Below are 25,742 nucleotides of genomic sequence, written 5' to 3' on the forward strand. Positions count from 1 at the left end.
ATTGATGCCTGGAATTATTGATACATAGAATGCCGCGATGTTAATGTCATTTTTCCGATTCGACTATATTTTTTTGAGCCGTGTTTTTTTCATATTCGCCGTATGTGGGCTGCCGCAAGCCATGGCCGACACCGAAGAAGATGGCCGTTACTGGTTTAGCATCTACACCCAGGGCAAATTACCGGCAGAAAATTTTTACTGGAGCATGGATACGCATCCGCGCTGGCGCAACGAAGGCCAGCATTTTGATCAATTGATCCTGCGGCCATCGGTGTTTTATAAGTTCAATCCCAAGGCCAGCGTCTGGCTGGGCTATGACACCATTATCAGCCATCCGCCCGGCCAGTCGTCGCAGCGCGAAAACCGGCTATGGGAGCAGTTTCAGTATCAGTTTGATGCTGTCGCCAATGTGACTTTCACCAGCCGCACGCGCTTTGAGCAGCGGCGGCGTGAAGACTTCCAGGATGTTGGTCATCGCTTGCGGCAGATGGTGCGCGCAACCATGCCCTTGCCAGTGCATCCCAAATTATCGCTGGTGATGTTTGACGAGTTGTTTATTAACCTGAACCAGACTGAGTGGGGTGCGCACCGTGGCATCGATCAAAACCGCTTGTTTATCGGTGCCAATTGGAAGTTCAGTGATTTCTCCAATCTCGAAACGGGCTATCTGCATCAGTACATCAACACGCGCAGCGTTGATCGCGAAAATCATGTGCTGATGACTACTGTGCGCTTTAACTTCTAGGCCTTGCGTTGCCTCGGCATCGTTTGCCGGGCTGCGTGGCGCCTTGTGATAAAATATCGCTTTTGTTTTCAAGTTGATACGCATGCCGCAACTGCCCATCTCCGCCACTGAACAATGGTTACGTGACGCGCTTTCCAAGCGCATCCTGATTCTGGATGGCGCAATGGGCACCATGATTCAGCAATACAAGCTGACCGAGGCTGATTATCGCGGGGCGCGTTTCAAAGACTTTCAAGGGCCGCCAGGCGAGCGCGAGTTGTTCGTCAAAGGCAACAACGAGCTGCTGACGCTGACACAGCCACAGGTCATCCAAGAAATCCACGAAAAATACCTGGCGGCTGGGGCCGATATCATCGAAACCAACACCTTTGGTGCCACCAGCGTCGCGCAAGACGATTACCATATGGCGCATCTGGTGTACGAGATGAACGTTGAATCCGCCAAGTTAGCCAAAGCTGCCTGCGTCAAATACAGCACACCGGACAAACCGCGTTTCGTGGCGGGCGCATTAGGCCCCACGCCGAAAACGGCGTCTATTTCACCGGATGTGAATGACCCTGCCGCACGTAATGTCAGTTTTGACCAGCTGGTAACTTCTTACCTGGAGCAAATCCGCGGCCTGGTCGACGGTGGCGCCGATATCCTGATGGTGGAAACCATTTTCGATACGCTCAACTGTAAAGCGGCGTTGTTTGCGATTGAGACCTTTTTTGACGAGCAGGGCAAAACCTGGCCGATCATGATTTCCGGTACGGTGACCGATGCTTCTGGCCGTATCCTGTCTGGCCAGACCGTGACCGCCTTCTGGCACTCGGTACGTCATGTGAAACCGCTGACTGTCGGTTTGAACTGTGCTCTCGGTGCGACACTGATGCGTCCTTATGCTGAAGAACTGAGCAAAGTGGCCGATACCTTTGTTTGTATCTACCCCAACGCCGGTTTGCCTAACCCGATGTCTGATACCGGCTTTGATGAAACGCCTGATGTGACTTCCAGCCTGGTCAAAGAGTTTGCAGACAGCGGTTTTATCAATATTGCCGGGGGCTGTTGCGGCACCACGCCAGACCATATCAACGCGATTTACAACGCGATTAAAGTCTTGCCGCCGCGTCAGGTGCCTACTCTGCCGATCACGACCAAACTGTCTGGTTTAGAGCCATTTATCATTGATGAAAGCTCGCTATACGTCAACGTCGGCGAGCGGACCAACGTCACCGGGTCCAAAGCGTTTGCGCGCATGATCATCAACGAGCAATACGAAGAAGCGCTGAGCGTGGCACGCCAGCAGGTAGAAAACGGCGCGCAAGTGATCGACATCAACATGGACGAAGGCATGCTGGATGCGGTCAAGGCCATGACACACTTCCTCAATCTGGTCGCCTCTGAGCCTGACATTGCGCGCGTGCCTATCATGATCGACTCCTCCAAATGGGCGGTGATTGAGGCGGGTCTCAAATGTGTGCAGGGCAAGGCCATCGTTAACTCAATTTCGATGAAAGAAGGCGAAACTGAGTTTTTGCGCCAGGCCAAATTGTGCCAGCGCTATGGCGCCGCGGTAGTGGTGATGGCGTTTGATGAAACCGGTCAGGCCGATACTTATGCGCGTAAAACTGAGATTTGCAAACGTGCTTACGACTTGCTGGTGGGCACTGGTTTTCCGCCCGAAGACATTATCTTCGACCCGAATATCTTTGCTGTGGCGACGGGCATTGAAGAGCATAACAACTACGCAGTAGACTTTATCGAAGCCACGCGCTGGATCAAGCAGAATTTACCTTACGCCCGTATTTCCGGCGGTGTGTCCAACGTCAGCTTTAGCTTCCGAGGTAACGAACCCGCGCGTGAAGCCATCCATACCGTGTTCCTTTACCACGCCATCCAGGCGGGCATGACCATGGGTATCGTCAATGCTGGCATGGTCGGCGTCTATGACGATATTCCGGCCGAGTTGCGTGAGCGCGTCGAAGACGTGGTGCTCAACCGTGTGGTCGATCCGGATAATCCACTGGCCGCAACCGAGCGTATGATCGAAATCGCCGGTACTTTGGTGGCTGGTGGCAAAAAACAGGAAGCCACATTGGCCTGGCGTGGCACGCCAGAGCAACCGGTGCCAGCCAGCAAGCGCCTGGAATATGCGCTGGTGCATGGTATCACCGACTTTATCGTCGCCGACACTGAAGAAGTGCGCCAGGACATTATGAATAAGGGTGGTCGCCCCATTCACGTCATTGAAGGTCCGCTCATGGATGGCATGAATGTGGTCGGTGACTTGTTCGGACAGGGCAAAATGTTTTTGCCGCAAGTCGTGAAGTCGGCCCGTGTGATGAAGTCCGCCGTGGCGCATTTGATTCCGTTTATCGAGGAAGAAAAAGCCGCTGAAGAGCGCCGTACTGGTTTGGTTGCCAAACCTAAAGGCAAGGTGGTGATTGCTACCGTTAAAGGCGATGTGCACGATATCGGCAAAAACATCGTCTCCGTCGTGTTGCAGTGCAACAACTTCGAAGTGGTGAATATGGGCGTGATGGTGCCCGCCGCTGAAATCCTGGCCATGGCTAAAGCCGAAAATGCCGATATCATTGGCTTGAGCGGCCTGATTACACCGTCACTGGAAGAAATGGCCTATATCGCCAAAGAAATGCAGCGCGACCCGCATTTTGTCGAAAACCAGACGCCGTTACTGATTGGCGGCGCAACGACTTCGCGCGCGCATACCGCAGTGAAAATTGCGCCTAATTATGAAGGCCCGGTGATTTATGTGCCGGATGCGTCACGTTCAGTCAGTGTCATGCAAAATCTGCTGACGCCGGAAACGCGTGGTGCCTATTTGGCCGAGATCCAGGCCGATTACGAAAAAGCGCGCCACCAGCATGCCAATAAAAAAGGCGTGCCGATGTTAAGCCTGGCCGATGCACGCGCCAATGCGGCCAAAGTCGAATTTACAGGCGACAAGGCGCCGGTGAAGCCCAAATTTATCGGCCGCCGCGTATTCAAAAATATCGACCTGGCACTGATCGCACAATATATCGACTGGGGCCCGTTCTTCCAGACCTGGGATCTGGCCGGTTTTTACCCGGCCATTTTGAAAGACGAGATTGTCGGCGAAGCGGCGACCAAGGTATTTGCTGAGGCGCAGGTCATGCTGAAGCGCATCATCGATGGCCGTTGGTTAAGTGCTAATGGTGTAATCGCTTTGTACCCTGCCAATCAGGTCAACAGTGATGATATTGAAATTTATACCGACGAATCCCGCAGCCAGGTTGCGCTGACCTGGTACGGCATGCGCCAGCAAACACAAAAACCAGTCATCGACGGCGTAGCCCGTCCCAACCAGTGCCTGGCGGATTTTATCGCGCCTAAAGGGCCATCAAGAAATGAAACTATAGACGATTACATCGGCCTGTTCGCCGTGACAGCGGGTCTGGGCATGGAAAAGCGTCTGGCGGACTTTGAAAAGAATCATGATGACTACAACGCCATTATGTTCAAATCGCTGGCCGACCGCTTGGCCGAAGCCTTTGCCGAATACATGCACGAACGTGTGCGGCAAGACCTGTGGGGATATGCCGCAAGTGAAGCCTTAGATAAAGAAGCACTGATTAAAGAACAATATCAAGGCATCCGCCCGGCGCCTGGCTACCCGGCCTGCCCGGATCACACGGTCAAGGAAGATATGTTCAAGGTACTGCAAGCGACTGAAATCGACATGTTGCTGACCGACAGTTACGCCATGCTACCAGCCGCCGCGGTGAGTGGTTTTTATTTCGCGCATCCTGAATCCAGGTATTTCAGTGTGGATAAAATAGGCAATGATCAGCTGGAGGATATGGCGAAACGGCGCAATGTGGATAAGGATTGGCTGGAGCGGTGGTTAGCGCCTAACCTTGGGTAATGGGTTTGTGGGTTGAGCGAGAAGGGCGTACTGAGAGGTACGCCTTTTTTGTTTTTTGATGCGCGGGAAAGGTAATTTTTCGGTTTGTGTGTTTATGTGGCGTTTTGTTTCGCCTTTTCGGCGAGTTACTTTTCTTTGCTTGCACAAAGAATAAGTAACCAAAAGAAAGTGCACCCTAGCTTCCGCTTGTTTCCTGCGTTGCTCGCCAAAATAAGCGGTCACGAAACTCAACCTGGTAGCTCACATACAACGTGAGCTACTGCGGGATTCGGACAGTCGCTCCCTTTCTCCTTATTTTGCCTGTGCTACTCGGCGCGGCAGATAGGGGCCCGATTAAACCCCGCCACGATGAGGCGTTTGTTAGGCATATTACGTGGAGGGCGCTGGGCTGTTGTTGCTAGACTTAACAACGTATTGTTTTTGTTTTTTTGCGCTGGTTGAGCGGCATGTGATGTAAAAAGATTCACGTAAGTTAAGGGCGTGTGGTTTTATGGGTCCCTATCTGCCGCGCCGAGTAGCGCAGGCAGCGTGGGAGTCTTCGGCCAGCGGCTGTTCGAGTTCCGCGGTGGCTTGCGGAGTTTGCAAGCCGCTAGGGCGAGTTTCGTTGGCCGCCCATGCTGATGAGCAACGCAGGAAACAGGCGGAAGCTAGGGTGTCTTGTTCTTTGCCTTCTTTCTTATGGACAAGCATAAGAAAGAATGGTCGCCGAAAGGGCGAAATAAATCGCCACAATAACGAATGTGTATTGAAGTGCTCATCGATACTTCGCTAAAGAATTACTTTTTTAATAGCGGCTCAATTGCTACCATCAGCCTCTGTGTCGTCCCTCTATGCTGCAACGTAAACCCCTTCGCCGCTTGCGCCATTGTCGTCACTTTCATCTTATCCGCCGCCAGCGTGGCAATCATGTCATGCAGCTCAGCCACATCACTTAACTGCACAGCCGAATCTGCTAGCACAGCCGCTTGCGTCACCTGCGCAAAATTAAACATATTCGGCCCCAATATCGTTGGTACACCCATGGCCGCTGCTTCAATCAGGTTCTGCCCACCCAATGGCTGCAAGCTGCCACCCATCACCGCGAAATCACTCGCTGCGTAATAGGTATACATTTCACCCATACTATTGCCCAGCACCACCTGTACATCGCCATTCAAGGGCTGCACCAGCTCCGTACGCAATACATAGCGCAGGCCGCGTGCCTTGAGCAGCGATTCGACTTCAGCAAAGCGTTGCGGGTGGCGTGGCACTAACAGCGTGAGCACGTCCGTGCCTTGCACGGCATCGAGGATTAATGACTCTTCACCCTCACGCGTACTGGCAGCCATGAAGACTGTGCGATCTTTACCCAATAGCTGGCGTAATGCTGCACCTTTGGCCGCGCTGTCTTCTGGCGGCGTGACGTCAAATTTTAAATTGCCACAGATGACCGGATGTTTTGCACCCAGCGTTTGCAGGCGTTCGGCATCGGCGGCGGTTTGTGCGGCGACCAGTGATAGTTGTTGCAGGCCACGGCGCGTCAGGCTGCCGAGTCTTGCGTAGCCAGCGGCCGATTTGGGTGAGAGGCGCGCACTCAGTAGCGCCATGGGAATATTCAAACGCGTGGCCTGGTCGATGGCATGGAACCATAGTTCGGTTTCCATTAATAGGCCTAATGAAGGCTTGAAGTATGTCAGGAAGCGTTTGGTCGCGCCTGGTGTGTCGACGGTCAAGTAAGCTTGCAATACGCGGCCACTGGCGATCTCCTGATCAAATAACTGGCGACCAGTCTCACGGCCGGTGGGGGTGCCGTGGGTCATGAGTAATTGGTGTTGCGGGTAATGTGCCAGCAGCGCATGAATCAGCGGCTGTGTCGCACGTGTTTCACCTACCGAAACACAATGCACCCAAATCAGCGGTGCGTTGACGGTTTGCGTGTAAAAGCCATAGCGTTCGCCCACATGCTGGCGGTATTCGGGTTGCTTGAGGCCACGCCAGAATAGCTTGAGCGGCAGCAGGGTGGCTACCGCGAACATGAGCAGGGTATAGACGAATCTTGGCATGGCGTTATTCTCGCATATTTGCGCTGACATCTCGCCTGCACGCACCAATCAAATGCATGCAAAACAGGAGAGTGATGACTCACCTATGCCTGAGGCCTTGTGGTTAAAGTGATTGCAAGAATGCAAGCAATACGCACCAAAAAAAGGCGTAAAAAATCGATTGACGTCAACAAAGTATAGGCATAAATTACTGCCAGCAACACAAGATGTTGTGTTTGGTTGAAGCCGCATCTCAATCCATAGCGTGCGGCAATATAAGCGTGCAAACGCTTGTTTCAAGCCAATCTTCGTGCCAACGCGTTGTCAGCCGCAGGGGTTTTTCCGGTTCACAGCGCGTTATCAATTAATAAGAATCGCCAAAGGTGGGAGAGCTCGATGCTGAAAGCAGTTGAACAAAAGAAAGTCCATTCAGAAGAGGTCGCGGCCGAGATTCCGGTGCAGCCTGTCTCACTTGATATCTGGGATAAAAAATACCGCCTGAAAACCAAATCTGGCGAGCATGTAGACCTGGATATGGACGATTCTTACAGCCGCGTGGCGCGTGCACTGGCTGACGTCGAGACCACCGAAGAGAAAAAAACCGAATGGCATGAAAGGTTTCTGTGGGCGTTGCGCCGTGGCGCGATTCCGGCCGGCCGTATTACCTCCAACGCCGGTGCGCAAGAGCATAAACCAGCCACTTCTACCATTAACTGCACCGTGTCTGGCGTGGTAGAAGACAGCATGGACAATATTCTGGCCAAGGTACACGAAGCTGGACTTACTTTAAAAGCGGGTTGCGGCATTGGTTACGAGTTTTCAACGCTGCGTCCAAAAGGCGCATTTGTCGCCGGTGCCGGTGCCTACACTTCCGGCCCACTGTCGTTTATGGATATCTACGACAAAATGTGTTTCACCGTGTCTTCAGCCGGTGGCCGTCGTGGCGCGCAAATGGCGACGTTTGATATCAGCCATCCGGACGTGACTGACTTTATCAAAGCCAAACGTGAAAATGGCCGTTTGCGCCAGTTCAACTTAAGCTGCCTGATTACCAAAGAGTTTATGGAAGCCGTCAAAGCCGATGATGAATGGCGTTTGGCCTTCCCGGTCACCGAGAAAGAAGCCATTATTGATGGCCTCAACGTCAACGATGAGTCGCAAGTCGTGTGGCGTGACTGGCCGATCAAAGGCAAATACCTGACCAAAACCGAAGGCCCTGAGGCCGGTAAAGTCGCTTGCCGCATTTACAAAACCATCAAGGCGCGCCGTCTGTGGGATGTCATCATGTCTTCCACCTACGACTTTGCTGAGCCAGGCTTTATCCTCATCGATCGCGTCAACGAGATGAACAACAACTGGTTCTGCGAAAACATCCGCGCCACCAACCCTTGTGGCGAGCAACCATTGCCACCTTACGGCGCCTGCCTGTTGGGTTCCGTCAACCTGACCAAATTTGTGCGCAAGCCATTTACTGACGACGCACATTTTGACTGGGACGAATACCGCGAAGTGGTTGGCGTATTTACCCGTATGCTGGACAACGTGGTGGAAATCAATGGTTTGCCTTTAGAGCAGCAGCGCCAGGAAATCGCCCGCAAACGCCGTCATGGCATGGGCTACCTCGGCCTGGGTTCCACACTGACCATGTTGAAAATGAAATATGGTGAAGAAGACTCAGTGAAATTCACTGAAGAAGTCACCCGCATCATGGCCGAAGTGGGTTGGGAAGTCGGCGTGCAACTGGCTGAAGAAAAAGGTCCGGCACCGATTATGGACGAGAAATTTGAAGTCACCGCCGACATGCTGCGCGTACGCCCGGAAATGGCCGCTGATGGCATCAAGGTTGGCCAGAAACTGGCTGGTAAAGTGTTGCTGGGTAAATACAGCCGCTATATGCAGCAATTCCCCGAAGGTCTGCGTAACCAGATAGCGACCAAGGGTGTACGCTTCACGCATCACAGCTCCATCGCGCCAACCGGTACGATTTCCCTGTCACTGGCCAATAACGCCAGCAACGGCATCGAGCCTAGCTTTGCCCACCACTATGCCCGTAACGTCATCCGTGAGGGCAAAAAGTCCAAAGAGAAAGTTGATGTATTCAGCTACGAGCTGCTGGCGTACCGTGAACTGGTGAATGCGAACGCCATGCCATTCAGCGACAAGCCAGAAGAGCAATTGCCGGATTACTTCCTGGATTCATCCACCATCATGGCAAAAGCGCACGTCGATATTCAGGCCGCCGCACAAAAATGGATTGATAGCTCTATCTCTAAAACTATTAACGTGCCGACCGATTACGACTTTGAGGATTTCAAAAACATTTACCTCTACGCGTATGACAAAGGCCTCAAAGGTTGCACCACCTTCCGTTTCAACCCTGAAGCGTTCCAGGGCGTATTGGTGACCGAGAAAGACCTCGAAAGCACCACTTACAAATTCACGCTGGAAGATGGCACCGAGATCGAAGCAAAAGGTAATGAAGAGATTGAGTACGACGGAGAAATCCATACGGCGGCCAACCTCTTTGATGCTTTCAAGGAAGGCTACTACGGAAAATTTTAGTGTTTGCCTGCTGCGCTCGCCATTGCGGCGTTAAAAAGCAGTTTTAAATCCTCATGTACTATTTATACACTCCGGTTTAAAACCGCTTTTCGCCTGGCACTGGCTTCGCTCGCAACGGCAACCATCTAAAATTTGAGAATGTTAAAAGATTGAATTTATTGAAAAATTAAGCTCCAATAGGGAGAACAACATGGCAATCAAAATCGACAAAAAAATCACCGCCTACAAACTGGTGACCGATGAAGACAAAAAAGCAGCCGAGGCCGCTTCAGCGCCTGTCGCAAACATCATTCAAATGGGTGAACCATTGAGCCGCCCGGATATGCTCGTGGGTAACACCTACAAAATCAAAACGCCGGTGACCGAGCACGCGCTCTACATCACCATCAACGACGTCATCATGTACGAAGGCACGCCACAAGAGCACCGCCGTCCGTTCGAGATCTTCATTAACTCCAAAAACATGGAGCACTTCCAGTGGATAGTCGCGCTGACCCGCGTTATGTCCGCCGTATTCCGCAAAGGTGGCGATGTCACCTTCCTGGTAGAAGAACTGAAAAGCGTGTTTGAGCCTAGCGGCGGCTACTTCAAAAAAGGCGGCAAATTTGTGCCCAGCCTAGTTGCCGAGATTGGTGAAGTAGTAGAAAAACACCTGCAAGAAATCGGCATGCTGAAAAAGCCTGGGTTAGACGAACACCAGCAAAAACTGGTAGAAGAGAAAAAAGCGGAATACCTGGAAAAACACGCCAAGTCAGGTGAAGAGTCAAATGATGAAGGCTTCCCAAAAGGTGCGCAGCTTTGCAAAAAGTGTAATACCAAAGCAAGTATTTTGATGGATGGATGTATGACTTGCTTGAACTGCGGGGATAGTAAGTGCGGTTAAATAGGTGATAAATAAAAGGGGCAAAAGCCCCTTTTTTAATGATCTAACTTGAAACTGGGAGTTTCTGTGTGAGTGTAGATAGTTATCAGCGAGAGATGCAAAGATATCAGCAGGAACTAGCTAAGCTGCAGCAGGAAAAGAGTCGTGAAGTTACTCAGGTCGCCGATGCAAATCGAAAAGCAAATGCTGCTGCATCAGCGGCCACAAGGACATCGAATTTAAGCACTCTAAACTCTAAACTGCGAGAGTCTGAGAGATATCAAGGTGATGCAGCAAGGCATCAGCAAAGGGTCGCACAGCTTGAGTCAAAGATTGCTGACCTTCAAAGACGGCTTTTCGAGGTTTCTAAACGTTTAGATAGCGCCCAACAGCAACTTGATAGGCGTAATGCACAGTTACAAAAGCAAGCACTACAAAAGCATGAGCGTCAAGTTAGCAATATTGTTCATAAGTTGTCACAGCATGATGTAATGCACTCTTTGGCCTTGTCTGCAATTCAAAAGCTACAGCAATTGCCAAATGAGATAACGGTTCTTTTTCTTGCCTCTAATCCCATAGATCAGCAGCAACTAAGGCTTGATGAAGAGGTTAGATCTATTTCTGAAATGATTAGAAAATCTAAGCATAGAGACGCTGTTAAGTTGGAGTCTCGCTGGGCTGTGAGGCCATTGGATGTTTTGCAAGCAATTAATGAATGTCAACCGGCCGTTATTCATTTTAGCGGCCATGGCTCTGATCAAGACGAAATTGTTTTTCAAGATAACTCTGGTAATACAAAGTTGGTATCCAAAGAGGCTATAGTGCAAACAATGGCAGCAGCTTCAGGGGATATTCAATTGGTTTTTTTTAATACTTGTTATTCTCGAGGTCAAGCGGAGGCAATTGTTCAACATATTCCGGCTGCAATTGGAATGAATACTTCTATAGGGGATGAGGCTGCAAGAGTATTTTCTGCGCAGTTTTATTCATCAATAGGGTTTGGGTTATCAATCAAGAAGTCTTTTGATCAGGCAATAGCAGCATTGTTACTTGAAGGAGTGACAGAGGAGTCAACGCCAGAGCTTTTAGCAGCAACTGGCCTCGATTTAAGCGAAATTAGATTGCTTAATACTTAGATTGCTTTTTTATAATGCCATTAAGGCAATTTTAAGATATTGCAGTATAGTGTCAGGCTACTTTGATTGTTGCACTCCCCAAGAAGTTTGCGTGCGCATAGTGTTCTTTGAAAGGTTGTGAAGGTTCTACAATGCCAGAAAGATTTGTATTTAGACAGGTAGATTATAGGGACCTTCCAATATTTCTTGCTGATGGCGAGGTTCGTTCAAAAAACCATTCTAATCCACAAGTATGCCATCAAACTAGTTATCAGAATTTAGTACAACGGCGTGGTACGAATGATTTTCAGTTGCCCTTTGGTGGAGTAGTGAACGACTGCGTTGCTTTTTATTTCTCCCCGTTAACATCGTTCACATGTGCAATTCATCGTGGCCGCGTACAGGTGATACCTCCAAGGGGAGGGGTGCCTACAATCTCACGTCTGGAAGATCGGATTTTCTTGGTTGCAAAAGTGTCTGATTTGTACGGTGCTCAATTACAATGTTGTTTTAGTGATTACGCATTGAATTCAACCGTTCCAGGGCCGACGATAGTACGTGATCCTGGTATGCTGGAGTCCCATATCAGATGGGAGTTGTTTGACGAAAATCCTATAGCAGGAGGAATCCAAGAAATTGGGTATGTCGGCTCTTGTCAGTATTTCCTTAACAAGGATACCCCCGAGCGATATCAGCGACGTGGGCCAATTAGAATGGCAGAGTTTTTGATTCGCACTGCGGTTCCTATGAGCGCGTTCATTTGTGTGGTGGCTCCCAATACAAAACAACAGGCTATTGTGCGAGATATGATTCAAGCGGCTGGCTATCAACTTCCTGTATTTTCTAAACCTGGATGCTTCGTATGAGTATTACATTCAAATCAGGAGATTTGTTTTTAGATCAGGCTGAGGCTTTGGTAAATACGGTGAATTGCGTTGGTGTGATGGGTAAAGGTGTGGCTCTTGAGTTCAAGCGTCGTTGGCCCGATAACTACAAAGCTTACAAAAAAGCGTGTGATGCTAAAGTATTGCGGCCTGGCACCATGCTGATATATGAGCTTACGAATTTATTTGGTAAGAGCGAGCCAAAGTTTATTGTTAACTTCCCAACAAAAGATCATTGGCGTGCTAAGTCTAAGCTGGAATATATTGCCGAAGGATTAGATGCTCTGGTGGCAGATATAAGAAAATACAAAATCAAATCAATTGCTCTTCCTCCATTAGGATGCGGAAATGGAGGGCTTGATTGGGAGATTGTTCGACCAATGATATTGGAAAGACTCTCTGTGTTGGATGATGTTAGTGTTTCAATTTACGCCCCATTAATTGAAAGTGACGATCCAGAGTATGTGGATACGAATTTAAAAATGACTCTAGGACGGGCTGTTTTTCTCAAAGCAATTGCTGAGCTTGAAACTCCTTTTGGGGGTGTATTAGATCGCCTTTCACTTCAGAAGATTGCTTACTTTTTGCAGGTGATGGGTGCGCCATTGAATTTGGACTTCACTAAGAATCTCTATGGACCATATTCAGAAGCCTTGAAAAAAGCGATAGTTGCTCTTGAAGTTGACTATAAATTAATAGCGGGCTTTCAAGCAGATAGGGAAGCGCATGTTACACCTGCTGGATTTGCAGCAGCTGAAGACTATTTGAAGAATGATGAAAAAAGCGAAGCTGTCATAGATAATTTAACGAAGCTGGTAGATGGGTTTGAAACTCCATACGGTTTGGAGCTGCTGTCTACTGTGCATAAAATTGCCACTTCACCTGGATTGGATAATAGCGATATTAAGTATATTGCTTCAAAGATGCTTGGTTTAGAAAAAAATAAGCGGAATATTTTCCCAGAGGATGAAATACGAGTCGCTTTCCAGCGACTGAGGGAAGATAGTTTGCTTTAAGTTTTTTATTAATAAATAGGGCCGGATTCGATTGATTTTGGTATCCATCAATTTTCGTCCATGCTCTTCATTTTTAATTAAGCCAATCCATCTATTGTGCGGCACCTTGCTTCGAGGCACTTAGTGCCTGTCGGTAGGTGGCAGTCGCTGGAGTTAACCTTACTCAGCATCCTTTTAATTGTTGGCTTTTACACTGTGCCGCCAATTGAGTGGCGGAGGCTTTTTGTTCTTCAGTCATTTGCGCCAAAAGATAATTAAGCATTTTGGTGTGGCGATTCAAAAAATGCTTGTCTTCGTTTTGCGTCGCCAGTATCAACCACATCGCCGCTTTCACTGTATCTTGTTCAACGCCAGCGCCTTGTTGGTAGAGGTCGGCCAGATAGCCTTGGGCTTCGGTATTGTTGTTGCTCGCGGCCAGGCTTAACCATTGCACGGCGGCGGGCATATCTTGCGTAATTACATCGCCCCTTAGATACAGCATGCCTAAATTAAGCTGTGACTTCACATGCCCTTGCTTGGCTGCTTGCTCGTAATAGGTCACCGCTTGCGGGTAACTGATGCTTTGAATCTGGCGCTGAAACACCAGTGAGGCCAGTGTGTATTGCGCCTCTTTGTAATTTAACTCTGCCGATTTTGTGTACCACTTGACTGCTTCGTCCATGTTTTTGGCCACGCCATCGCCATCCTGGTACATCAGGCCCAGGTTGTAGCAGGCTTTGGCATCGTTTTGATTGGCAAGTGACAAGTAAATGGCATGGGCACCGGCATAGTCTTTTTGCAATAGCTTGTGTTTGGCTTCTTCTAAAGTGTTGGCCTGCGCCACGCTGGCCGCACACAGCGCCAATAGCATCAAACCAGTGAACATCGTTTTGGTGAGTAACTTTGCCAAGCCGCTTTCTATTTGCGCCATGCCTGTTCCTTGTGTGTGGGTACGCGTCGAATGAATAGTCTCAGACTTGAGCGATTTTGATAAGTGCTTTATTCAGAGAGGCCTATCCATTGTGCGGCTCCACGCGCCGAGGCTTGGACTGCTTGTTGATAAGTCGCATTAGCTGGCAAATGGTCAGCCAGCTGGTTTAGCGAAATATAACCGGGGTCTAAGCGATAATCTTTTTCGCGGAATATGCTGTGCTCTTTGGCGTAGGTTTCTGCCAGCGCCCTGAACGATTCAGCAAGCGGTTTGCTCGGCTCGCTGGGGGTAAAGTCGCCCAACAGCCACAGGTGCACATCTTCCTCTGGCGTATAACCCGCTTTCGGATCTGCCAGCATAAACGCATGGTCTATCCTGGTCTGGTTTTCGACCTCTTTCGGGTCGCCATAAGCCACTTCGTAATATTTTACTTTGGCCGTGAGTAACGAAGTCGGGCCATCAACTGGCACGTTGCCGACGGCGTAATAGCCTGCAATGGCCCGCAGGCTTTGTAAATGGTGTTCTTTGCCCACAAAGTGGATGGTTTCACCACATGCTTGTAGCGCTTGGATGCCCGCCGCCATGTCTTTAGTGGCGGCGTAAATAAGCGCTGCATAATCCCCGGCACTTTTGCGGGCAAGGCTGTAGTTGATCATGGCCGTGCCATTGTCATAGAGCTCCAGTGCGCTGGTGGCCGCCACCTCATTTTGCGCATCTAGCACTACCGAAACTACCATTTTGGTGCCATTCTCATTACCACCCGCCAAAGCATTGAGCCAGTTTTGTAATTGCTCTGCTGGCCATTCGGGATATTGCTCTCTGGCAAGCACAAACACTTGTGGCAGCAGCCTAGTTTGTTCTGCCACGCTTAAGTTTTGCAGCCGTAGCGTGGTGTATGTTGGTGGCAGGGTGAAATCGTCGTTCACTATCTTGTTATCCTATTTTATTTTCAGTGCAGTCTCGCATAGAGTTCTGCGCAATCGGCATCTTTCAAACGCTCTTCACGTAAAAGTGTAACTTGCATCGCATAGTTCATTGATCAATATATATTTTTATCCCATCGCGGCCAAAAAGGTATAAATTACGCACTGAAGTTACAATTTGTTACATATAACGATTAAGTCTTCTCGGTGATGCTGAGTTGCAGGGTATGAATCTTGTGCGTTACGTGCATATAACAAGAATCAGGCTAGATATGTGGGGATGGTTTCAATGACGGATTTATCGTTGCAAGATCGTTCCAGACTGCTGGAATTAACGTTTGCTTTTGATGAGATTGGTGATGCAGTTTTTTTGGTTAGCCAACAAGGTACGCTCTGTTATACAAATGCCCTGACCTGCCAGCTCTTTGAATATTCACAGGCTGAGCTATCCGCTTTAAATAACCAACGATTATTGCCTGATTTTTCCCATGAGTGGTGGCGTGAGCATTGGCATGCGCTGCAAGAGGTTAAATCGCTTAGCTATACAGTTAAAAGTCGCAGCAAATCAGGGCAGCATTTTGATGCAGTCATCACCGCGACAAAAATCAGTCTGGGCGAAACTGACTATAGCCTGGAGGTCTTACGCAAACTGCCGAATGGCCATGCAGATGAAGGCAAACCTGAGCAATTGGATCGCGAGCATTACCTGCGTACCTTGCTGGATAATTTTCCTTTTATGGTCTGGCTGAAAGATAAAGATAGCCGGTTGTTAGCTGCCAATAAAGCCTATGCAAAGATGGCCGGTGTGGCGACGACTTATGATCTTGAAGGCAAAACAGATTTTGATTTCTTTCCGGCCGAGCTTGCTCAGCAATATGTAGATGGTGACAAAGATGCCTTAAAAAGTGACGCGCCTATTGGTGTGATCTGCCCGATCAGGGATACGTCTGGAGAGTATTACTGGATAGAGTCATATAAATCCTCTTTGGTCGTCGATGATCAGGTCATTGGCACCGTGGGTTACGCCAGAGATGTGACCGAGACGCTGCAACGGGAGCGTGAATATCACTCATTGATCTCAAATTTTCCTAATTCCATTGTGCGTTACAACCGCCAAAATAAGCGCACTTATTTGAATCCTAAAACCGCTGATTTTTACGGTGTCACCTGTGATTTCCTGGTTGGAAAATCGCCTTCTGAGTATCCTGGCGGCGCTTCAGCGATCGAGTTTGAATCTCATATTCAGGAGGTCTTCGCGGCGGGGATTAATAAAAACGTAGACCTGCATTGGCAAACACCGGAAGGGAGGGGGCGGATTATCCATACCTCCCTGATTGCCGAGCTGGACCCGAATGGCGAAGTCATGGCTGTGATAGCGATGGGGCAGGACGTCACGGAGACGGTTGAAAGCCAGGCACGCATTCATCATCTGGCCTATTTCGATTCATTGACCGAATTGCCCAACCGCGCATTACTCGCCGACCGTTTGAATCAGACCATGGCTGAGGCGGATCGAAATCATCATCCATTTAGCCTGATGATGCTGGATCTGGACCGGTTTAAAGAAATCAATGATTCATATGGGCATACGGTAGGGGACCAGTTGCTATGTGAGGCGGCCAGAAGGCTGGAAACACGTATCAGGCGTTATGACACCATTGCCCGCCTTGGGGGCGATGAGTTTGCGATTCTCTTATCTGAAATACATCATCCGCAAAATGCGTCTAACGTCGGCCAGAAAATTATCGAGGCCATGGCTGAGCCTTTTTACATCGCCGGTAAGGAGTTATTTATTACCGTGAGTATCGGCATTGCCGTGTTTCCTACCGATAGCCACAAAGTGGAAGATTTACTCAAATACGCGGACTCCGCTTTATATTCGGCCAAGAGCAAAGGCCGCAATAATTTTCAATTCTATTCTTCGGATCTCACAGAGAAAACGTCGGTACGCATGAATATTGAAAATGCGTTACGCAAGGCGCTACAGAAGGACGAATTCAAGCTGTATTACCAGCCGCAAGTGGATTTGATGACCAAAGAAGTGGTGGGCGTGGAGGCGCTGATCCGCTGGCATAGAGACCATCGTGAATTGGTTTCCCCAGATCAGTTTATTGGCATTGCTGAAGAGTCCGGGCTCATCATTAGCATTGGTGAGTGGATCATATCCACTGCATGTAAAGCCGCAGTGCAGTGGAATGCGGGGCGCACCACGCCTTTTACGGTTTCGATTAACCTGTCCACCAGGCAATTTATTCAGAATGATTTATTTAACTCGGTCATCAACATCCTGACGGAGACGGGATGTAAACCTGAATGGATCAAGCTGGAGATCACCGAAAGTCTGTTACTGGAAGATAACGAAGCGATTCAGTCTGTCCTGCAGACTTTCCATAACCATGGGCTATGTATTTCAATTGATGATTTTGGCACCGGGTATTCAGCGTTAAGCTATCTGAACCGCTTCCCCATTAGCCAGTTAAAAATTGATCGATCATTTATTAAAGATATCACCACTAACCTAGATAGAGGATTAATTGTGCAGGCCATTATCTCAATGGCCAGGAGTTTGCGAAAAGGGCTGATTGCCGAAGGCGTTGAAACAGAGGCGCAAGCCCAATACCTGGCAGCAATCGGTTGTCCTCATGCGCAAGGATATTTGTTTGGCAGGCCAGTGCCCTTTGAGGAAGTGCTAGTCACGGGGCAGTTGTGACAGCGTTAGTGGTGGTTCAAGAGGCCATGAATGCCCGCACGCTATGCGAGGGATGATTTACTTTGCATGCAATCTGGCATTCAGCTGGTCTATGACTTCTGCCCAATCGGCATCTTTCAATATCTCTTCACGCAGAAATGCGGCCTGTGCGGGTGTCCAATAGGGCGCTTCGGCCAGCGAAATGTAACCCGCCAGATGGCTGTGCGTTTTAATAAAGCTCTCGATCTCGGCGTCCATATTCGGCAAGCCGAGTTGGGCGAATAGATTATTCAGTGTGTGCAATGAAGCTTCCATGAGGCTGACTCCTAAAGTCGTTAATTCAAAGTAATTCTTCCACGTGTTTTTTAATATTGGCCGCCATTTTGGGGGTCGGCAAATCATTAGTATCGGTGCCAAACGGGTCTTCAATTTCTTCGGCAATCAGTTCCAGGCTGGCGAGTACATAAAAAATAAACACCACGACTGGAATCACGTAATAGCCCAGGCTGAATACAAAGCCAAACGGCAGCGTCATCACGTAGAAGAAGATGAATTTCTTGATAAACGCGCTGTATGAATATGGGATAGGCGTATTCTTAATACGTTCGCACATGCCGCAGACTTCAGTGAATGATTTGAGCTCGTCGTTGATGATAAACAACTGGTCACCGCTGATTTTGCCTGTGGCGTAGAGCTCGTTGGCTTTTTGAAACAGGCGCTGCGCGATCTGGTTGGGGTGGTGTTCGTGGTGGTCGATCTCCAGGTCCAGCCCTTCAAACAGCATTTTGCTGACTTCTTCATTCATCAAGTGCTTGGAAAGCACCGAGGCAAAGGTCGGGATGATTTTTTTGAAGAATTGTTTATCTTCTTCGTCAGTTAAAAAGGCTGATAGTTTAATGGCGAGGTTACGGCTGTTATTGACCAGTGTGCCCCAGGCTTTGCGGCCTTCCCACCAGCGGTCGTAGGCGGTGTTGGTGCGGTAGGCCAGCAGCAATGACAACACAAAACCGACGGTGGTGTGGATTAAGGACAGATTTTTCACATGGCTGCTGTCGGCCAGTTTCCAGTACTCGATTTCGAGGTAGGCGATGCCGCCTGCATAACATCCAATCAACAGCATCATGGGCATGAGCTGGCGGAAGGTGTCCGATTCGTGAAAGCGGAAGATGAAGGTAATCCAGTCTTTGGGGTTGTATTGAATCATGCGGTGTTGCCTGTTGAAAACTGGAAGCCAGTTTAACATGGCGACCGGAATAATGGCCGCTTGCACGGGGCGCGACGCATGACAGACGATACTGACAGCAATGTCAGAATAGATCGTCTTTTTTGTTGCTGTCTGGGTTCTTTACACTCCTGTTATCGGCCAGTCTTTCGTCCGGGCTGCGCGAGCTGTATTCATTATTCGCATTCATTTCTCTCTGGAGGTTGTTCATCATGGTATCTAGCAACAATGCATTGCAATCTGAAACGAGTATTGACCCTCTCCCTGGCATGGGGGCGATTCCGCATGCTGATGGCGTGGCTTTCAGGGTGTGGGCGCCGCATGCTGAGCAGGTGTCGGTAATCGGGTCTTTCAATGACTGGCAAGCTGGCGCTGACCCTTGCGTGAGCGAGGGCAATGGTTACTGGTATGCCGACCTGGCGCATGCCAAGCCTGGCGATGAATACCAATATCATTTGATCAATCGCGAGCAGCAACTGCAACGCATAGATCCTTATGCCAGAGTTGTCACTAACTCTGCGGGCAATGCGGTGGTGCCTGCGCTGGATTTTTTTGATCAGCCTGGGTCTGATTTTCAAATGCCGCCATGGAACGAGCTGGTGATTTACGAGCTGCACATTGGCACATTTAACGCCAAAGACGAGACGGTAGGCACATTTGATACGGCGATTGAGCGGCTACCGCACCTGCAGGCGCTGGGCATTAATGCGGTGGAGGTGATGCCGATTGCCGAATTTGCCGGGGATTATTCGTGGGGGTATAACCCGGCGCACCCGTATGCGGTGGAGAGCGCTTATGGCGGACCTGAGGCGTTCAAGCGCTTTATTGCCGCCGCGCATGACTTGGGCATCGCCGTGATTGTGGATGTGGTGTACAACCACTTTGGGCCGTCTGACATCAGCCTGTGGCAGTTTGATGGCTGGCAGGAGAACGGCAAGGGCGGCATTTATTTTTATAACGACTGGCGCTCGGCGACGCCGTGGGGCGATACGCGGCCGGACTATGGCCGTGGCGAAGTACGTCAGTATATTTTTGATAATGCCATGATGTGGCTGGACGATTATCACGCCGATGGTCTGCGCTATGACATGACCTTGTATATCCGCAGTGTCGAGGCGAGTGCACAGCAAATGATTGTAGAAGGCTGGAGCTTGCTGCAATGGATCAACAGCGAGGTGGAGCGGCGCTACCCTGGCAAAATTACCATTGCCGAAGATTTGCAAAGTAGCGCAGAACTGACGCTGAAACATGAGGATGGCGGGGCGCACTTCAGCAGCCAGTGGGATGCCGCATTTGTGCACCCGGTACGCACCGCGCTGATTGAGGTCGATGATGCCAACCGCTCTATGCCCGCGGTGCGTGACGCTTTGCTCAAGCGCTATAACGACGATGCGTTTGAGCGTGTGGTATATACCGAGTCACACGATGAGGTGGCGAATGGTAAGCAGCGACTGGTGTCTGAGATCGATCCCAGCGAGCAACCTGGGCGTTACGCTATCAAGCGTTCGTGCCTGGGCGCGGCGCTGGTGATGACGGCGCCGGGTATCCCCATGCTGTTTCAGGGCCAGGAATTTTTGCGTGACCAATGGTTTCGTGATGACCGCCCTATCGACTGGCATCGCGCAGAGGAATATGCCGATATCACCACCCTCTACCGCGATTTGATCAGCCTGCGCTTAAACCGTAATGGGTATTCTGCGGGCCTGAGCGGGCAACACACCGCCGTGTATCACGTCAATGATAATGACAAACTGATTGCCATGCACCGCTGGCAAGAAGGTGGTGCCGGTGACGATGTGGTTGTGGTATTTAATTTTGCTGAGGGGCGTAAAGATCACTATGTGATCGGCTTGCCGCAGCCTGGCGAGTGGACGTTGCGTTTTAATAGTGACGCGACTTTATATAGCGAGCAACTGGACGAAACGCCTTCCGGCGATATCACGGCCCAAGACGAGGCGCACGATGGCCATGCGTTTTCAGCCGCCATCACCATCGGCGCTTACAGTTGCCTGATCTATACGCAGGAAAAGTAGCTTTGTGGTCTGCGCTATGACGACAGCGTGCAGGCAAAGCCCATGATTTAAGGCATATTGAGGTGATGGCCTGCCGGGTCGTGTCCTTTTAAAAACGCGGCAAAGTCATCCGGCGACAGTGGTTTTGAGAACAGGAAACCTTGCAGCATATCCGCTCCTAGCTCACGGCAAAGGCTGGCTTGTTCTATGGTCTCTATGCCTTCCACAATCACATCGAGATCCAGGCTTTTCGCCATAACGATCAGGGCTTTTAAAATGCGGCTGTCGGCTTCGCTCTCAGGCACGTTTTGCACAAACGAGCGATCGACTTTCAAGACCGAGGCAGGCAGCCGTTTTAAATAAGACATGGATGAATAGCCGATGCCAAAGTCATCCAGCGCGACTTGTACGCCCAGGGCCTTGAGGTGATTAAGCACGGCGGAGGTTTTGTCGAAGTCTGACACCAATACGCTTTCGGTGACTTCTATAGACAGGCATTCACCCGGCAGGCCTGCGGCGGCCAAGTCATGTTGAATATCGCTGAACATACTCTCTTGTTGTAGCAGTTGCTCACTGGCATTGACCGCTAATACAAATGCGTTATCGATCAGTCCGTCGTTACGCCATTGCGCGACCTGCATGCAGGCCAGGCGCCTGTTCTTGGTATCAATCGCAGCCAGGAAACCGAGCTCTTCAACGATATCAATAAACGCAATCGGCGCTAACAGGCCTTTGCTCGGGTGGTTCCAGCGCATGAGCATTTCTGCGCCGCAGATCTGGAAATTTTGTGCGTTAATCACTGGTTGATAATATTGCACCAGCTGATTTTGCAGGCGTTGCGAGCGCAGTTCGCCTTCGAGCATGATTCTGTGCAGAATCTGGTCTTGCAGGTCTTCGCTGTAAAAGTGAAAGCCGTTGCGGCCTTCGCGTTTTACCTGGTACATCGCCAGGTCGGCGCGCTTTTGCATGTCTTCCGCAGTGAGCGCACACTTGGGGTATGTGGCAATGCCGATGCTACAGGTGACGAAATGTTCGGTGTTGTGGAGGGTGATGGGTTCGCGCACGCTCTCGAGCACACGTTGCGCCAGCGCGCCGACCGAGGTTTCGGTATCCAGGTCGTGGACGACGATGGCGAATTCGTCTCCGCCCAGGCGGCAAACCACGTCGCCTTCGCGGACGACGGCCAGTAATCGCTGTGCAATCTGCTGCAATAACTGGTCACCGGAGTCGTGGCCTGAACTATCGTTGATTAATTTAAAATTATCAATGTCGAGGTAAATCAGGCCGAGCTGGAAGTTCAGGCGATGTGCGCGCTGAATCGCACCCCGCAGATGCTCTTCAAAATAATAGCGGTTGGATAACCCGGTCATGGGGTCGTTTTCAGCCAGGTATTTGAGGCGTTTGTGGGTATCAATCAGTTTGCTGTTGAGTGCGTGGCGCGCTTGTGCGTGCACCAGCGCCTTGGTCAGGTGCCGCTCTGACAGTTCCTTCTTAAGCAGGAAGTCTTGCGCACCGGCGAAAATACAGTTGCGCTCTATGACTTCGTTGTCTTCCATGCCGGTGAGGATGACGACGGCAGCATGTTTTTCGGTGTGTTGTGTGAGCTGATTTAAGACATCCAGGCATTCCATGTCGGGCAGGCGGTAATCAAGCAGCACGACATCAAAGGTATCTTCATCATACAGTTTCAACGCTCTCACGGCCGTATTTGCCTGCACGATGTCTTTGACCAGTTTGGGATTTTGCAATACGCGGATTACTGCCATGCGGTCCAGTTCATCGTCATCAACAAGTAGCAATCGCATGTTTATTCCTTTGTGACGGGGAGTTCGACCAAGCGCCAGTAATGCTCAATAAAGCCGATGACTTCAAGAAAGTCGCGATCCATGTGTTGCTTGAAGACATACCCTGCGACATGGTTGCGATAAGCGGCCACCAGGTCTTCATCTGATTTTGAGGTGGTGAGTACAAATACCACGGCATGTGTCAGCAATGGGTCGGTGCGCAGGGTTTGCAGAAACTCCAGGCCGTTCATGCGTGGCATATTGAGGTCGAGCAAAATAATATAGGGCGCTGGCACGGCGCCGGTACGCAATAACTCCAGTGCCTCGCGGCCATCGCGCGCACGTAGCACGGTGTTTAACAGCCGCAGCTTGCGCAATGCCCGTTCCAGGGCGATGGCGTCAATATCGTCATCGTCAACAATGAGTAAGGTGACTTCTTTATAGTTTTGCTTCTGCAGGATTTGCACGGGTCAGCCTCTCCTCTATATTGATTGGCCAGGTAAACCGGATAGCACAGCCACGGATGCCGTCAGAAGCAATGCTGGTGTTGCCACCGTAGGCTTCTACAATCTTTTTCACCAGCGCCAGCCCCATGCCGCTACCTTCTACTTCATCGCGTGGCCGCAGGGTTTGGAACATAATGTAGACACGCTCCTGGTATTCTGGCGAAATGCCCGGCCCGTCGTCAGTGACGCTGAATTCATAAAAACCTTTGCCGGCGGTGCGACCACTCAGCTGAATGCGGCCTTGCGCTTTATCATGGTGCTTGATGGCATTTGCAAACAGGTTGCGCAGCACTTGCTCCAGCGGCGTGGCAAGCGTGGTAAAGGTGGGCAAGTCTGGGTCTACTGCCAGGGTGAACCCGTCGGGCGGCGCTTGTAGCTCGAAAACAGTTTGCGCCCATTTGCCGAGGTCGACCTGGCTGACGCTGCCTTCCATGCGCCCGGCGCGCGAGTAGGCCAGTAAGTCATCCAGCAGGCGCTCCATTCTGCGCAGGCGGCCACGTAGCATGTCCATGTGTTGCGGGATGGCATCGATTTGACCATTGTTGAGGTCTTCTTCAATCCAGTGCGAAATCTGGAAAATACCGCGCAACGGTGACTTGAGGTCATGCGAGGCGACATAGGCAAAGGTCGCCAATTCTTTATTGCTGCGCTCGAGTTCATCGCGGTGTTCCGCCAGTTTTTCACCCGCTTTTACCCGCGCAGAAATATCGGTAATGGCTGACAGTACTTTGACGCCGTCGTCGGTTTCGATCGGGTTCAGCCCCACCTCTACCGGGAATTCGCTACCGTCTTTGCGACGGCCAAATAAGTCGCGTCCGCTCCCCATGGCACGTGGGCTCAAGTCAGAAAAAAACGAAGCACGGTGATGCGGATGTTGATGGCGGAATCGCTCGGGCAGCAGGATATCTATCGACTGACCCAGTAACTCAACCCGGCTATAGCCAAAGATGCTTTCTGTCTGGTTATTCACCATTTCGATGATGCCGCCTTTATTCACCATCACCATGGCGTTGGGGGCAGCTTCAACCACTTGGCGAAAACGCTCCTCCATTCTTTTACGCGCCGAAATGTCGGTAATGGCTGATAGCACCTTAATGCCATCATCCGTTTCAATCGGGTTAAGGCCCACCTCTACCGGAAACTCGCTACCGTCTTTGCGGCGGCCAAATAAGTCGCGACCAGTCCCCATGGCACGTGGGCTTAAGTCAGAAAAAAAGGATGCGCGGTGATGTGGATGTTGACGGCGGAATCGCTCGGGTAGCAGGATATCTATCGACTGGCCCAGTAACTCGGCCCGGCTGTAGCCAAAGATGTTCTCTGTCTGGGTGTTCACCATTTCGATGATGCCAGTGTGATTGACCATCACCATCGCCGTAGGTGCGGCTTCCACCACCTGGCGCAAGCGCAGATTGGCCCGTTCGATATCCCCAATGTCATCATGCATGACCAACCCCTTTGCACCAACAAAACTTGTCTGGCGAGTGTGAATCTAACTTCGAGTGTCTCTGGAATGCGTGCTACGGATACTTTGTTCTATTTACGCTCAAGTATATCCATGACGTTGTTGGGAATGCAATGTGTAAGGCCAATGTTTGTGACGATATTTTTTGTCCACATGACTGGATTGAGCCACGAGAAGAGATGGCTGTATGACGTTGAGGCACAAAGTATGAATGTTGCCTCAACAGTGAAACTGTTGGGATGTTATGGGATGCCAATAATCTTGAGGTATTCCTCAAGGGTCAATGTGAGTGTTTGCAGTGAGTTATTCACTTCGTCCAAGTGCTGGTTGCCATTCAGGTGCAGTTGCTCTAACAACGCTTTGTGTTTTTCAACCGCGTCTAAATGTGCCTCCAGTGTTGCTTCTTTGAGTGCTTTGGTCATGGTCGGTCCCCTTCACAAGATGTGTTTACTCTAACAGGCTTTGAGCGTGCGTGTTTAGCTTATATCAAGGCCTTTCATGTTTGAGTAATGTGAGGGCTGCAAAGTTTGCGGCCTATATACAGGCGATATTCGTCAGAACACGACATTCGACCAAGGCAAAAACATGTGTGGGTTGTTGCAAGGCTGTCTGCTGATTAAAATGACAGCATGTCTGCTGCATTGATTCAACAATACCTCCCTGGTTACCCCGCCCATTTACGTGCGAAAATTACGCAATTGCATGCGCAGGGACAATTGGGGACTTATATTCAACAACGCTATCCGCAGGTGCATGCCGTTCAAAGTGATAAAGCTTTGTATGACTTTTGTATTGAGCTCAAACAGCGCTATTTAAAAAATGCGCCGTTACTTGATAAAGTGCATTTTGATAACAAGCTGACGGTTGAAAAGCAGACCTTGGGCTTGAACACAGCAATCTCGCGCGTGCAGGGTGGCAAGCTCAAAGCCAAAAAAGAAATCCGTATTTCGGCATTTTTTAAAACGGCACCGCTGGAGTTTTTGCAGATGATTGTGGTGCATGAGCTGGCGCACCTTAAGGAGCGTGACCACGATAAGGCGTTTTACCAGCTGTGTTTGCATATGGAACCCAACTATATGCAATATGAGTTTGATTGCCGTGTGTATTTGTTGTCGCTGCTGTTAAGTGAAAGTGAGTAAA

At 50.1% G+C, this 25,742-nt stretch carries 19 protein-coding genes; 10 read left to right on the forward strand and 9 right to left on the reverse strand.

Annotation, left to right across the window (positions count from 1 at the left end):
- Nucleotides 1-121: 121 nt before the first annotated feature.
- Together MET42_RS0101900 and metH are read left to right on the forward strand one after the other, a co-directional pair.
- Nucleotides 122-745, forward strand: coding sequence for a DUF2490 domain-containing protein (locus tag MET42_RS0101900; RefSeq protein WP_232411229.1), 624 nt, complete (start codon nt 122-124; stop codon nt 743-745).
- An 82-nt stretch (nt 746-827) separates the two neighbouring features.
- Entirely contained in the window at nt 828-4,634 is a 3,807-nt protein-coding gene (gene metH, locus MET42_RS0101905) for a methionine synthase (RefSeq protein ID WP_019881032.1), read from the forward strand.
- A gap of 776 nt (nt 4,635-5,410) precedes the next feature.
- Here the strand turns inward: metH and MET42_RS0101910 are convergent.
- A complete protein-coding gene (locus MET42_RS0101910) occupies nt 5,411-6,676 on the reverse strand; it encodes a 3-deoxy-D-manno-octulosonic acid transferase (protein ID WP_232411230.1) in 1,266 nt (421 codons plus the stop codon).
- Between the two features lie 375 nt (nt 6,677-7,051).
- Here MET42_RS0101910 and MET42_RS0101915 point away from each other — a divergent pair, with 375 nt between their 5' ends.
- The 5 genes from MET42_RS0101915 (at nt 7,052) to MET42_RS0101935 (ending at nt 13,094) form a co-directional block, all read left to right on the forward strand.
- A complete protein-coding gene (locus tag MET42_RS0101915) occupies nt 7,052-9,217 on the forward strand; it encodes an adenosylcobalamin-dependent ribonucleoside-diphosphate reductase (RefSeq protein WP_019881034.1) in 2,166 nt (721 codons plus the stop codon).
- Nucleotides 9,218-9,407: 190 nt separating this feature from the next.
- The gene (locus tag MET42_RS0101920; RefSeq protein ID WP_019881036.1) at nt 9,408-10,100 is read left to right on the forward strand and encodes an NrdJb; all 693 of its coding nucleotides are present in this window, start codon (nt 9,408-9,410) and stop codon (nt 10,098-10,100) included.
- A 68-nt stretch (nt 10,101-10,168) separates the two neighbouring features.
- Nucleotides 10,169-11,215, forward strand: a complete 1,047-nt coding sequence (locus MET42_RS0101925; RefSeq protein WP_232411232.1) for a hypothetical protein — start codon at nt 10,169-10,171, stop codon at nt 11,213-11,215.
- Nucleotides 11,216-11,346: 131 nt separating this feature from the next.
- Nucleotides 11,347-12,060 carry a DarT ssDNA thymidine ADP-ribosyltransferase family protein gene (locus MET42_RS14535; RefSeq protein WP_081624273.1) on the forward strand — a complete coding sequence of 238 codons (714 nt, stop codon included), beginning with the start codon at nt 11,347-11,349 and terminating at the stop codon, nt 12,058-12,060.
- Nucleotides 12,057-13,094 (forward strand): macro domain-containing protein, encoded by a 1,038-nt coding sequence (locus tag MET42_RS0101935; RefSeq protein ID WP_019881039.1) that lies wholly within the window; start codon nt 12,057-12,059, stop codon nt 13,092-13,094. The genes MET42_RS14535 and MET42_RS0101935 overlap by 4 nt, the downstream gene beginning before the upstream one ends.
- 163 nt (nt 13,095-13,257) lie before the next feature.
- Here MET42_RS0101935 and MET42_RS0101940 read toward each other — a convergent pair whose 3' ends face one another.
- A complete protein-coding gene (locus MET42_RS0101940) occupies nt 13,258-14,004 on the reverse strand; it encodes a tetratricopeptide repeat protein (protein ID WP_019881040.1) in 747 nt (248 codons plus the stop codon).
- Nucleotides 14,005-14,072: 68 nt separating this feature from the next.
- A complete protein-coding gene (locus tag MET42_RS0101945) occupies nt 14,073-14,930 on the reverse strand; it encodes a hypothetical protein (protein WP_019881041.1) in 858 nt (285 codons plus the stop codon).
- A 469-nt stretch (nt 14,931-15,399) separates the two neighbouring features.
- Here MET42_RS0101945 and MET42_RS0101950 point away from each other — a divergent pair, with 469 nt between their 5' ends.
- Nucleotides 15,400-17,637, forward strand: a complete 2,238-nt coding sequence (locus MET42_RS0101950) for an EAL domain-containing protein (RefSeq protein ID WP_232411234.1) — start codon at nt 15,400-15,402, stop codon at nt 17,635-17,637.
- 57 nt (nt 17,638-17,694) lie between these two features.
- On the opposite strand, the gene MET42_RS0101955 is transcribed toward MET42_RS0101950, so the two are convergent.
- Both MET42_RS0101955 and MET42_RS0101960 read right to left on the reverse strand, forming a co-directional pair.
- Nucleotides 17,695-17,931 carry a DUF2789 domain-containing protein gene (locus MET42_RS0101955; RefSeq protein ID WP_019881043.1) on the reverse strand — a complete coding sequence of 79 codons (237 nt, stop codon included), beginning with the start codon at nt 17,929-17,931 and terminating at the stop codon, nt 17,695-17,697.
- Nucleotides 17,932-17,956: 25 nt separating this feature from the next.
- A complete protein-coding gene (locus MET42_RS0101960; RefSeq protein ID WP_019881044.1) occupies nt 17,957-18,820 on the reverse strand; it encodes a bestrophin family protein in 864 nt (287 codons plus the stop codon).
- 230 nt (nt 18,821-19,050) lie between these two features.
- Here MET42_RS0101960 and MET42_RS0101970 point away from each other — a divergent pair, with 230 nt between their 5' ends.
- A complete protein-coding gene (locus tag MET42_RS0101970; RefSeq protein WP_019881046.1) occupies nt 19,051-20,871 on the forward strand; it encodes an alpha-amylase family glycosyl hydrolase in 1,821 nt (606 codons plus the stop codon).
- A gap of 47 nt (nt 20,872-20,918) precedes the next feature.
- On the opposite strand, the gene MET42_RS0101975 is transcribed toward MET42_RS0101970, so the two are convergent.
- From MET42_RS0101975 to MET42_RS0101990, 4 genes are all read right to left on the reverse strand, one after another.
- Nucleotides 20,919-22,655: a bifunctional diguanylate cyclase/phosphodiesterase gene (locus MET42_RS0101975; protein WP_019881047.1), complete on the reverse strand. Its 1,737-nt coding sequence runs from the start codon at nt 22,653-22,655 to the stop codon at nt 20,919-20,921.
- A gap of 2 nt (nt 22,656-22,657) precedes the next feature.
- Nucleotides 22,658-23,101 carry a response regulator gene (locus MET42_RS0101980; protein ID WP_019881049.1) on the reverse strand — a complete coding sequence of 148 codons (444 nt, stop codon included), beginning with the start codon at nt 23,099-23,101 and terminating at the stop codon, nt 22,658-22,660.
- The gene (locus MET42_RS14310; RefSeq protein WP_019881050.1) at nt 23,073-24,584 is read right to left on the reverse strand and encodes a PAS domain S-box protein; all 1,512 of its coding nucleotides are present in this window, start codon (nt 24,582-24,584) and stop codon (nt 23,073-23,075) included. Before MET42_RS14310 ends, MET42_RS0101980 begins: the two co-directional genes overlap by 29 nt.
- 260 nt (nt 24,585-24,844) lie before the next feature.
- Nucleotides 24,845-25,024, reverse strand: a complete 180-nt coding sequence (locus tag MET42_RS0101990; RefSeq protein ID WP_019881051.1) for a hypothetical protein — start codon at nt 25,022-25,024, stop codon at nt 24,845-24,847.
- A gap of 207 nt (nt 25,025-25,231) precedes the next feature.
- Between MET42_RS0101990 and MET42_RS0101995 the strand changes: the two genes are divergently transcribed.
- Nucleotides 25,232-25,741 carry a YgjP-like metallopeptidase domain-containing protein gene (locus MET42_RS0101995; protein WP_019881053.1) on the forward strand — a complete coding sequence of 170 codons (510 nt, stop codon included), beginning with the start codon at nt 25,232-25,234 and terminating at the stop codon, nt 25,739-25,741.
- Nucleotide 25,742: the final 1 nt, after the last annotated feature.

Source organism: Methylophilus sp. 42, assembly GCF_000384155.1.
Taxonomy (GTDB): Bacteria; Pseudomonadota; Gammaproteobacteria; order Burkholderiales; family Methylophilaceae; genus Methylophilus.